We start from the raw sequence: 11,793 nt of genomic DNA, 5'->3' as shown, positions 1-11,793 counted from the left end.
ACCATCACCCAACACGACCCTGACCCTACGCGACATCCCGCGGCCCTCCCTTGGACAAACACCACACACAATCCAAGAAGAACACAACCACACACAAAAGGCAAATTAAACCCGACGAAATACTAGGACGTCGGTCCTCTTCAATGGCTCTTCGCGTTTTGGCGTGCATGAGTTTGTCGTTGAAGTGTCCGTGCAGTCTTGGTATTGCGATGTCACGCGCTGGGACGATCGGTAAAAGCATAAGAGGACAGGAAAACCATGCCCTTCTCTTTGGGCCTGTTCTCGTACGTGGCTCGTCTGTTGTCACGCTTTGTCTGAAAACGCATGCACGGTGCGAGTGTGGCCTGATTTGATGTCACACCTTTGCTGGAACCAGGATCTTCGGTCAGGTGTGACATGGAGCATGTGCACGGTTGGGGACATATGTCGGCCGATCGTTGGTATTACTGGGATCCCGTGAGACACCGCCTGTCACGCCCGGCCAGTATCGCCGTTTCTGGATGAAGTATGACACCGGTGCCGTCACGCTTCGCCGGCAGGAGTGTTTTCTGAGATTGCGTGACAGCAAAACGCGCCACATTCCGTACGAATCAGCCTGAAACGGCCAAGTGTGACAAACCACCACCGGAACGGCACTGCCTCGCACCGGTCACGCGATGGAACAATGAGAGTTTTTGCCATCCCGTGACCAGCCGATTACGCACGCAATGGATTGAAACGAGTCAATACCATCGCGTGACCTCGAAAACCACGATTTCGCGGTCACGGGATGGCAAAACAAGCGATTCTACCATCCCGTGACCAATGGCAAAGTCACAAGATGGAAAACCACGCCGAAATGCCATCGCGTGACCTGATCCGGACCAAAATCAACTACCCGATGTTGCCGCCGAAGATCTCGGATTGAAGGTTTTTGCGCGCGGTTTCCATCTGCGTGATCTGGCCGAGCAGCGCAATTTTCTCCGTGCCGTCCGGCAGGGCGGCCATCTGGCGTTTGGCCGCGCCGATCCGCCGCATGAAGCCGATGTCGAGCAGCCGGGCGAGCAGTTCGGTAGCGTAGCGGCGCTCGTCGGCCGTGGCCGGGCGCAGCTGCGCGGCGGCCGGATTCGTTCCGTCCGCACCGGGCACGCCTCCGGCACGCGCGTCCGATTCGCGCACGTCGTTCTCGCTGGGCGGCAGCGGCAGCGGCATCACCGCAAGTTCGTTGACCACCGATTCGAGCATCGGCCCGCCCGCCTTGATGAGATTGTGCATCCACAGTCCCTGCGGCATGTCGTCGGCCGGCAGTCCGCCCGCCGCGGCGATCGCCTGGAACAGCGAACGGAACACCGGCGTCATGAAGTTCGCCAACGTGAGCGACGCGAACCGGTCGCGGTCGATCGCGCGCGGCACCTGCACCAGCATCGCCATGAACTGCTGTTCGCAGATGAACACCGCATCGTCGATCTTGAAATACGTCTGCTCGTTCGCGTCCCGCCGTTCGAGCGCACGCCGCGCGGACGGATTCGCGTACGGGTTGCCGGCCGACTGCCCGCGCCCGGCGAACCCGGAGCCGCTGCCGAACCCGGCGTTTTCGCCGAATTCGCCCGCTCCCCCGCCGGCCCCGGCGAACCGCCGTTTCGGCGCGTACGCGTCCTCGTCGCGCACGTGCTGCCGCCGTCGCGCGTCGCGTACTTCGCGCTGCATGATGTCGAGATCGACGCCGATGCGCCGCGTCGCCTTGCGCGTGTAGATGTCGAGCAGCGACCGGTCGCGGATCTGCGCGATGAGCGGCGCCGCGGCCTTGACCGCGCCCATCTGCCCGGTCGTGTACGACGTGTCGAATCGGTTGATCGCTGCGTCGATGACGAAATCGTACAATGGCCGGGCTCCCGCGATCAGCGAGCGCACCGCCTCGTTGCCGCGTTCGATCCGCAGGTCGCACGGGTCGAGATTGTCGTCGGCGACGGCCACGAACGTCTGCGACAGGAACGCCGAGTCGAGTCCGAACGCGTGCAGCGCGGCCTTCTGCCCGGCCGCGTCGCCGTCGAACGTGAATACGATGCGCGAGCTCATCGACTGGCCTTCGACCTTGAGCGGGCCGACGAGCTGGATCGCGCCGAGCGAGTCGTCGGCGATGAGCCGGCGCACGATTTTCGCATGTTCCGCGCCGAACGCGGTGCCGCATGTCGCGACGGCCGTGTCGATGCCGGCCAGGTGCATGGCCATGACGTCCGTGTAGCCTTCGACGATGACGACCTGCCGTTTCTTCACGATCGCCGACTTGGCGATGTCGATGCCGTACAGGACCTGCGTTTTGCGGTAGAGCGCCGTGTCGGGCGTGTTGATGTATTTCGCGCTGATCTGGTCGTCCTCGTACAGCTTGCGCGCGCCGAAGCCGAGCGTGCGGCCGGTCGAGTCGCGGATCGGCCAGGTGACGCGGCCGCGGAAGTAGTCGTACACGCCGCGCTGGCCCTGCCGGGCAAGCCCGGCGTCGAGCATCTCCTGCTGCGTGAAGCCCTTGCCGGCGAGGTGGCGGACGAGATTGTCCCAGCCTTGCGGCGCGTAGCCGCAGCCGAAGCGTTCGCAGTCGGCCTGGCTGAAGTTGCGTCCGCCGAGCAGCTTGCGTGCGGGCAGCGCCTCCTTGGTGAGGATCTGTGAGACGAAGAAGCGCTGCGCCTCCTCGTTGGCCTCGATCAGGCGCGCGCGTTTGGAACCGGCCGGCTTGTCGGCGGACGAGCCGTTCTCGTAATGCAGTTCGATGTGGTAGCGGTCGGCGAGCAGTTCGACGGCTTCGCGGAAGTCGATGTTCTCCTGCTGTTCGACGAATTTGAACACGTCGCCGCCGAGCCCGCAGCCGAAGCAGTGCCAGACGCCGAGCGCCGGGCGCACGTTGAAGCTCGGGGTCTTCTCGTCGTGGAACGGGCACAGGCCCACGTAGGTGCCCGTGCCGGATGCCTTGAGCGTCACGCTCGCGGACACGATGTCGTACAGGTCCGCCCGCGCGCGCACCTTTTCCACGTCTTCCTTTTTGATCATCCCGGCCATAGTCCCCTAGGGTACCGGCATGTTGGGAACGACACGGAGCGTTGGACGACGGCATCGCACGATATCGATTTCATGATCGGTATCGTCACCGATATGATCGGCAGTCTAATCCCATTGAAAAACTTGGAAAATATCTGCATCATCCCATCCAAAAGTTGATTTGAAAACGTTATCGCGTTATAGTCCCTGACTGAAAGCGCGACCGAACGGCGCCGCGCCGACTCCGCCGTCGATACGTATCCATCGGCAGCCGCAGGCCGTCACACCACAAGCCACCGCCATACCGCAAGCCACCGCCCCGCGCCGCAGGACGCGGCGGCGCACCGCGGGATACGGCAACATACAAAGGAAAGCCATGACACACCAGAAGAACGTCAACTCGTTGGCAGTGATCCTGCCGATGCTGTCGATCTCGCTGTTCCTGACCAGCTACAGCGTCGTCAACGGCGTCATCCCCCAGCTCGGACGCGCGCTCAGCGTCGACAACACGTCGGCCGAGCTGCTGAGCACCACGCCGTCGCTCACCGCGCTCGTCACGCTGATCTTCAGCCCCGCGCTGGCCCGCCTCTTCGGACTGAAGAAGGTGATCGCCTCCGGCCTGTTCCTGGTGGGCGTCACCGCGTTCGTGCCGATGTTCGCCACCAACTTCGCCGTGGTGATGGCCGCCCGCGTGCTCTTCGGCATGGGCCTGGGCCTCTATAACTCGCTGGCCATCACGCTGATCCAGATGCTGTATTCGGGCGACCGCCGCGCCACGCTGCTCGGTATCCGCGGCGCGACCGAGAACCTTGGCCAGGCGGTGATGACCGCGCTCGTCTCCGTGTTCGTCCTCGCCGCCGGCTGGAAGGGCGCGTTCGTCGTCTACCTGTTCGCGTTCCCGGTGCTCATCTGGTTCTGGATCCAGGTGCCCGACGTGCATCTCGACAAGTCGGGCGCCACCGACTTCGAGGACGAGACGGCCGAAGCCAACCGTTACCCGGAGCGCACCAGCCCGGTGCTGGGCGCGTTCTGCGCGTGCGCCGCGCTGTACATGGTGTTCTTCAACGCGATCAACGTGCGGTTCGCCGAAATCGCGCAGCATATCCTGAACGACAGGAACTTCGATTCGTCCGTCATCATCTCCGTCGGCGTGCTGTTCGCCGTGGTGGCCGGATTCGTCTACGGCCTGCTGGAAAAGCGCTTCGGCGACATGACGTTCCTGATCGGCATGGGCATCTACTTCCTCGGCAGCCTGCTGGTGTCCGTGTGCGGCAACAGCTTCCCCGTGCTCGTCGCCGGCTTCTTCCTGTTCAACATCCCCGGCCCGATCCTCGGACCGTTCCTGTGCAACCGCATCCCCACGTATGCGAAGAAGAGCGCGCAGGCGTTCTGGTCGACGATGATCATCCTGTCGTTCCACGTCGGCGTGTTCGTCTCGCCGCTGGCGATGAAGGCCGTCTCGGCGATCACCGGCTCGTCCGATCCGGCCGCGCCGTTCCCGTGGTTCACCGCCGGCTTCGCGATCATCATCGCCGTGTTCGTCGTCTGGCGCGCCACGCACCGCACGAACAAGCCGTTCCCCGCGCTCTCCCGGTAGGCGCCCGCTCGGTAGCCCGGTAGACGCTCCGCCGCGAACGGCATGCCCCTCGTCCGCCGGTCCCGCCCGTCCCCGCCCGGCCGCGGCATCGCACGCCGGCACGGGAACGGGCGAACCGTATAATGAACGCCGGGATACAGCGCTCGCGGCAGACACACATCGCAGCAACGGCAACCGCAACCGCAACAAAACAACAGGAACATCACAACCAGCACAGGGAGACGCGCGCATGGCCCGCCGACGCAGCACCGACACCAAACCGGCATCCATCAAGGACGTGGCCGCGCTGGCCGGCGTGTCCGTGCCCACCGTGTCCCGGTATCTCAACGACCGCGGCGTCAGCGACGAGAAGCGCACGCGCATCGCCCGCGCGATCGACATGCTCGGATACCGGCCCAATCCGATCGCACAGGCGCTCGTCAACGAACGCACGAGCATGATCGCCGTCATGTGCGCCGACATCACGCTGTTCGGCCAGGCGCAGACGTACAAGGGCATCGAACAGCGGGCGCACGGCGGCGGCTATTCGCCGGACGTGTTCGTGCTGGGCGGGCGCGACGTGGCGCACGAGGTGCGTTCCTGTCTGGATCGCAACCCGGCGGGTCTGATCCTCATGAATTTCGATCCCGAATGCGCGGACGTGCTTGATCTGGTCCCGCACGACCTGCCGACCGCGGTGATCGCCGGCAACCGCGATGAACGGTTCGCGCAGATCTCGCTGGCGGAGGACGACGGCGGCTACCGCATCACCCGGCATCTGCTGGAGCTGGGTCACCGCAGCGTGCAGTACATCGGCATTCCGGGAGGCGTGGGCAGCTATTCGCGCATGGCCGGCTGGCAGCGTGCGTGCCGGGAGGCGGGCATCGTCGCCCCCGATCCGATCGCGTGCACGTGGCGGCCGCAGGACGCGCGTGCGATCGGCCGCCGTCTGGCCGACGATCCGGCGGTCACCGCGGTGTTCGCCGGCAACGACGAGACCGCGATGGGCGTGATCCGCGGCCTGCGCGACGGCGGACGCCGCGTGCCGGACGACGTGTCGGTCGTCGGGTTCGACGATCATCCGCTCGCGTCGATCTGGGATCCGGCGATCACGACGATACGGCAGGATTTCCATCGCGCCGGCGCGGCCGCGTTCGACGCGGTGACCGGCATCATCGCGGACCTGGGCGAAGGCCGCGTGGACAGCCGAACCCAGCTGGTCGAAGTCCCCGGCGAACTGGTGATCCGCCAGTCGTCCGGCCCCGCCGCACGCTGAGCGATACCGACCCGGCATCAGCACAGAATCGAGTGCAGTGCGAGCGCCGAGGTGTCGGTGAGTGAGGCGACCTGGTCAACGGCGACGCGCAGACGTTCGTCGTCGTTGGTCGCCTCGTTCCAGTCGTCGAGGAAGACGGTTTCGAGCGCGTCGGACGGGCGCGGCGAGTCGGCCATGAGCACGTCGATCAGATCCTCGACGATGCGCTGCTCCTCGCGATGCAATGGTTCGCGCGAACGCGGCTCCATCACGAAGTACACGGCGACGCCTTTGAGCGCGACGATCTCGTAGCTCGTCTCCTCGGGGATGACCACGTTCGCACCGTAACGCACCAGCGGACCGGATCCGTACGCGGCGCGCGTCGCCTCCTCCACGGACCATGCGAACCGGCCGATCAGGTCGCTGGTCGCGTTCTTGAGCTGCGCGAGGGAGGAGCGTGAACCGTTGAAATGGTCGGGCAGGAGTCGCAGCCGGCGCAACCGCGCGAACGCGGCGACCAGCAGGTCCGCGTCCCAGCGTTCGCCGTACCAGCGCCGTGTCGCCTCGACGATGCGGTCGATGAGCTTCGCGTCAGCGAGCGCGATCGGATTGAACGCGCCGGTGGCGATCGCGTCCTCCACGTCGTGCACGCAGTAGGCGATGTCGTCGGCCAGGTCCATGACCTGCGTCTCCATCGGCTTGGTCGCAGCCGGGGCGTTGTTTTTGAGCCAATGGAAGACCGGCTCGTCGTCCGGATACACGCAGAATTTGGTGGGTTTCGCGCCGTGCGCCGCGGCGATGCGCCCCGCTTCGGCGAACGTCCACGGGTATTTGACGGCCGCGTCGAGCGAGGCTCGGGTCAGGTTGACGCCGGCGGAACGTCCGTCGGGGAACATGATCTTCGGTTCGAGCCGGGTGAGCAGGCGCAGGGTCTGCGCGTTGCCTTCGAATCCGCCGATGTTGGCGGCGATGCGGGCGAGCGCCTGTTCGCCGTTGTGTCCGAACGGCGGGTGGCCGAGGTCGTGCGCGAGGCATGCGCAGTCGACGACGTCCGGATCGCAGCCGAGCAGTTTGCCGATCTGCCGGCCGATCTGGGCGACTTCGAGCGTGTGCGTGAGCCTGGTGCGCGCGAAGTCGTCGGTGCCGGCGACGAGCACCTGGCTTTTCGCGCCGAGCCTGCGCAATGCGGACGAGTGGATGAGCCGCGCGCGGTCGCGTTCGAACGCGGTGCGCGAGCGCGACTTGGGCGGCTCGGGGGCCCAGCGTTCCTCGTCGAAGGCGGTGTACGCCTCGCCGGCGGGTATCGTTTCGGCCGTCGTCATCAGTCTCCTGCCGTCAGTCGTCAATCAGTCGTCAGTCAGTCGGTCGTCGGTCGGACGTCCGTCAGTCAGTCGACCGTCCGTCAGACAGTCGCCGATCAATCGCCCGCCGGCCTACAGCAGCGTCGTCGGGTCGAGCTTGGCCAGATCGTCGGCCGGCAGCACGTCCGCGGCGTTGAGATACAGGCGCGGAATACGGTTGCGCAGGCATGTGAAGATCTCGTAGCTGATCGTGTCGGCGGCGCGAGCCCAGTCGTCGGCGGTCGGTTCGGCGAACTGCTCGCCGCGGCCCGGGCCGAACAGGCAGACCGTGTCGCCTTCGTGCACGTCGAGCTGGTCGCACGAGCCGTGCAGGTCGATCATGAACTGGTCCATGCACACACGGCCGGAGACGCGGTACAGCTTCGGGCCGTCCGCGGTCATGACGCGCACGGGTCCGCCGGGCTTGTCGATGTGCTTGGCGCCCTGCATGTCGAATCCGGAGGCGGAGCGGTGGATGCCGTCCGCGTAGCCGAGCGGCACGATCGCGGTGGACGTGTCGTCGGGGGTCAGGTACGTGCGGCCGTAGGAGATGCCGTGGCCCTTCTCGACGTGCTTGACAGTGCCGAGCTGCGCCTGCAGGGTCATGGCGGGCTTGAGCTGCCAGTCGCGCGGCGTGCCCATGGCCGGGTCGGGCTCATAGCCGTACAGGCCGATGCCGGGGCGGGTGAGTTCGAAATGGATCTCGGGACGGCTCAGCGTGGCCGCCGTGTTGGCGAGGTGTCGGATCTCCGGCGCGATGCCGGCCTTGTCCATGCGCGCGGTGAACGCGTTGAAGTTGGCGATCTGACGGTCGGTGGAGGCGACGAATTCGGGTACGTCGGGCGAGTCGGCGACGGCGAGGTGGCTCCACTGGCCGACGATGTGCAGCACGCCCTCCTTGGCGAGGGGCACGAGCTTGGCGAGCGCCGCGTCGAACGACTCCTCGGTGAAGCCGTTGCGGCCGAAGCCGGAGTCGACCTTGACGTGCACCCGGGCGGGCTTGCCGAGCTTGCGTGCGGCGGCCGCGACCGCGTCGATGCCGGGCAGGGAGCCGACGGAGACGTCGATGTCGTTGGCGATGAGCTCGTCGAACGGCACTTCCGTGCCGTTGTAGACCCAGGTCAGAATGTGGCAGCGGTCGGGGCCGATGCCGAGCTTGCGCAGCAGGAGCGCCTCGTGCGACTGCGCGGTGCCGAGCCACGTCGCGCCACCGGCGAGCGCGGCGAGCGCGGCCGGCAGCAGCCCGTGGCCGTACGCGTCGGCCTTGACGACGCCCATGACGGCGGTGCCGGAGTTCGGTCCGCCCACCACGTCGACGAGATGGCGCATGTTATCGCGCAGCGCGACGAGATCGACGATCGCCTGCGCGGGGTAGCGTTTGCGCGCGGCGCGGTAGTTGGCCTCGCCGGCCGGGGATGAGAATTGCCATTGCGGTGCTGCATTGAGAGTCATGCGCTCCATTGTGGCTCGGGATTGTGACGAATTGTGACGAATCACGCAAGGATCGCCAGTGAACCGCCCGCAGATCGTCAGCGTTCCACGTCGTGAGACAAAATCCGCGAACGTCCACGTCTTGTCCACAACGTGACCATACACTGTCACCAATCGTTCGCGCCAACGTAACCTTGGCGGCACGAACCTTTCTGATTCCCGGCGTTGAGGCGTGCCGGGGTCCCGGAACTCCGTCCGGTCCAGCCCATATCCAATCCGTATTGAGAGAAGACTCATGGATCTTTTTCGCAAGAAATCGGTGGATCAGCTGGTCGCTGAATCCACTCCGTTAAAGCGTACGATGCACACGTTCGATCTGACGATGCTCGGCATCGGCGCGATCATCGGCACCGGCATCTTCGTGCTGACCGGCAAGGGCGCGCTGACCGCCGGTCCGGCCCTGTCCGTGTCGTTCCTGCTGGCCGCGGTCTGCTGCGGTTTCGCCGGACTGTGCTACGCGGAGTTCGCGTCGATGGCTCCGGTGTCCGGTTCCGCCTACTCCTACTCCTACTTGGCTTTCGGCGAGCTGATCGCGTTCGTGATCGGCTGGGATCTGATCCTTGAGTACGCGTTGCAGGCGGCCACCGTGTCCGCCGGATGGTCGGGCTATTTCAACAAGCTGCTTGAAGGCTTCGGCCTGAGCCTGCCGGTCGAACTGACGGCCGCGTACGGCACCACGCCGGGCGTCACCACGTACTTCAACCTGCCCGGTTTCGTGATCGTGCTGGTCATCACGTGGGTGCTGTCGATCGGCATCAACCAGACGAAGAAGACCAACGACATCATGGTCATGATCAAGCTCGCGATCATCGTGCTGTTCATCGTGTGCACCATCTGGTACGTGAACCCCTCCAACTGGAAGCCGTTCTCCCCGTACGGCATCTACACGTTCCAGCCCGGCTCGACCCAGCCGTACGGCATCGTGCCGGCCGCGTCGATCGTGTTCTTCAGCTTCATCGGCTTCGACGCGGTGTCGTCCTCCGCCGAGGAGACCGTCGAGCCGAACAAGACGCTGCCGAAGGGCATCCTGCTGTCGCTGGCCGTCTCCACCGTCCTGTACATCATCATGACGCTGATCATGACCGGCATCGTGCCGTACAAGGAGTTCGCGAACTTCATCGACGCGCCGGTGGCCGGCGTGATCCTTGCGACCGGCATGAACTGGCTCGCGTTCATCGTCAACCTCGGCGCGCTCATCGGCATGACGACCGTGATGCTCGTGCAGCTGTACGGCCAGTCCCGCATCTGCTATGCGATGAGCCGCGACGGCCTGTTCCCGGAGTTCTTCGGCCACGTGCACGAGAAGTACCGCACGCCGTTCAAGGGCACCTGGTTCTTCGGCATCCTCACCGCGATCGCGGGCGGCTTCATCAACATCAACGTGCTGTTCGAGCTGGTGAACATCGGTACGCTGTCCGCGTTCATCATCGTGTCGGCCGGCATCCTGTGGATGCGCAAGACGCAGCCGGACGCGCACCGCGGCTTCCGTGCGCCGCTCGTGCCGTTCACGCCGATCTGCGCGATCGTGTTCTGCCTGATCCTGATCGCCGGACTCAACTGGGAGACGTGGCTGCGCTTCGCCGTCTGGTTCGGCCTAGGCCTGATCGTCTACTTCGCCTACAGCCGCAAACGCTCCAAGCTCAACACCGCCGCCTGAGTCGACTGAGCGGGGCGTTCGGGCTTTTTGGAGCGGAGATGCCAAGAGACGTCCCTGTGTTCGACGCAGGGACGTCTCTTGGCATCAGTAGGCGATATTGTCTGTTTAGTCCGAGCGGATAGTTCACATCTGTCTTGGGGCATGGTTGACAGGCGATATTGTCTGATTTTCCCCACATTCCCTTCCGGAACAACCGGTCGGGACGATCTCCGATAGCCAATGTGGGGAAATCGGCACTATGAACGAGCTCCGAGAAGTCACCGGGCATCATCCACTGTCGAAAAGTGGGGAAATTGGTATCATGAACGGCCATCATCGCCGCGCTTTATGATACCAATTTCCCCACTTCTGTCTTGATCTCTCGAATGTGGGGAAATCAGTACCATAAACAAGGACGGAAACCGGCGTGTCGCGTCGCAATTTCCCCACTTTTGGATATGAGCACACGAACTCACCACTCGTGGCGCTGGTAGGCGATCCTGGTGGTGTCGACGGGGCGGTCGAGGAGTTGGATGAGGCCGCAGCGCGCGAAGCCGCTGGTCTCGAGCACATGCTGCATGGCCTTGTTGTTGGGGTGGGTGTCGGCGCGGACGTTGCCGTAATGCTTGAGGGCCCAGCGGATGCAGTCGCGGGCGGCGTGCCTGACGAGCCCGGACGAGGCGATGCGGTGGATGGTGACATAGGCGTCGTTGTCGAGCCATGCGCCGTCGATGTGCGCGTAGGTGGGGTCTTCGCCCGGGCAGAGGGCGAACTGGGCGAGGATGCGCTCGTGGCCGCCGACCGTGTCCACGAGCAGCATGGTGCGCCCTTGGGCGATGTCGTCGCGCACGACCTCCTCGCGCGGGAACGTGGCGCCCCATTGGGTCGGGTTGCCGTTGCGCGCCATGAGTTCTCGCGCGTGCGCATAGATCTTCTGCATCTGCGCGAAATCCCGCATGGTCGCATGCCTGAATCGCCGGGACGACGTGACGGATGACGCTTCGGAACCCACAACTCACCTCATGATCGAACAGTACGTAACTGAGCCGATAGGCTACCACGCCAATGGCACAACCGCGCCGCCCGTCACATATCGCGGATGGCGGGCCGTCAGCGAAGCCTGCCGAGGGGCGAGGCATCCGCCGCATGGGCTCCGACGCCGGCGGCTTCGATGTAGGTCATGTCGAGGCTGATCGCGCCCGGGGCCAGCGGGCTTCCGTCCCGGCGGCGGACCGGCATCGGATCGTCCCAGCTGTCCGGTTCGACCAGCGGCACGCTGGCTTTGAGCCGCATCACCTGGCATTGCGGCCCCACACGCTCCCGCCGACCGTGAACAGGATGTACGCCTCTCCTCCGATGACGTGGAATTCCGGTGCCCAGAACGTCTGGATGAGCCCGCGCGATTCGTCGTACGGCAGGATGAGATGCTGAGTCGCGTCCGGCGCGAACAAGGCTTCCGGGGTGTCGGCCTCGCGTAGAATGTTCTCCT

At 64.9% G+C, this 11,793-nt stretch carries 8 protein-coding genes and 1 pseudogene; 3 read left to right on the top strand and 6 right to left on the bottom strand.

Annotated elements, in window-relative coordinates; all coding sequences use genetic code 11:
- Positions 1–1,169 precede the first annotated feature (1,169 nt).
- Positions 1,170–3,027 (bottom strand): annotated as a pseudogene (dnaG, locus tag JS533_RS09010) (DNA primase); the annotation flags it as partial.
- Positions 3,028–3,382: 355 nt separating this feature from the next.
- Between dnaG and JS533_RS09005 the strand changes: the two are divergent.
- The gene (locus JS533_RS09005) at positions 3,383–4,603 is read left to right on the top strand and encodes an MFS transporter (protein ID WP_241514086.1); all 1,221 of its coding nucleotides are present in this window, start codon (positions 3,383–3,385) and stop codon (positions 4,601–4,603) included.
- Between the two features lie 229 nt (positions 4,604–4,832).
- Positions 4,833–5,858, top strand: coding sequence for a LacI family DNA-binding transcriptional regulator (locus tag JS533_RS09000; RefSeq protein WP_241514085.1), 1,026 nt, complete (start codon positions 4,833–4,835; stop codon positions 5,856–5,858).
- 17 nt (positions 5,859–5,875) lie between these two features.
- Here JS533_RS09000 and JS533_RS08995 read toward each other — a convergent pair whose 3' ends face one another.
- Positions 5,876–7,159, bottom strand: a complete 1,284-nt coding sequence (locus JS533_RS08995) for a deoxyguanosinetriphosphate triphosphohydrolase (RefSeq protein ID WP_241514084.1) — start codon at positions 7,157–7,159, stop codon at positions 5,876–5,878.
- 111 nt (positions 7,160–7,270) lie between these two features.
- Positions 7,271–8,629, bottom strand: coding sequence for an alanine racemase (alr, locus tag JS533_RS08990; RefSeq protein ID WP_241514083.1), 1,359 nt, complete (start codon positions 8,627–8,629; stop codon positions 7,271–7,273).
- A 274-nt stretch (positions 8,630–8,903) separates the two neighbouring features.
- On the opposite strand from alr, the gene JS533_RS08985 reads away from it, so the two are divergent.
- Positions 8,904–10,325 (top strand): APC family permease, encoded by a 1,422-nt coding sequence (locus tag JS533_RS08985; RefSeq protein ID WP_241514082.1) that lies wholly within the window; start codon positions 8,904–8,906, stop codon positions 10,323–10,325.
- A 451-nt stretch (positions 10,326–10,776) separates the two neighbouring features.
- Here the strand turns inward: JS533_RS08985 and JS533_RS08980 are convergent, their stop codons facing one another.
- The 3 genes from JS533_RS08980 to JS533_RS08970 form a co-directional block, all read right to left on the bottom strand.
- A complete protein-coding gene (locus tag JS533_RS08980) occupies positions 10,777–11,262 on the bottom strand; it encodes a GNAT family N-acetyltransferase (protein ID WP_241514081.1) in 486 nt (161 codons plus the stop codon).
- Positions 11,263–11,414: 152 nt separating this feature from the next.
- A complete protein-coding gene (locus JS533_RS08975; RefSeq protein ID WP_241514080.1) occupies positions 11,415–11,597 on the bottom strand; it encodes a hypothetical protein in 183 nt (60 codons plus the stop codon).
- Entirely contained in the window at positions 11,597–11,755 is a 159-nt protein-coding gene (locus JS533_RS08970) for a hypothetical protein (protein WP_241514079.1), read from the bottom strand. Before JS533_RS08970 ends, JS533_RS08975 begins: the two co-directional genes overlap by 1 nt.
- Positions 11,756–11,793 lie beyond the last annotated feature (38 nt).

The organism is Bifidobacterium amazonense (genome assembly GCF_018555435.2).
Classification (GTDB): Bacteria; Actinomycetota; Actinomycetes; order Actinomycetales; family Bifidobacteriaceae; genus Bifidobacterium; species Bifidobacterium amazonense.
The sequence above is the reverse complement of the archived record's forward strand: the minus strand, read 5'-3'. Positions and strand labels throughout refer to the sequence as shown.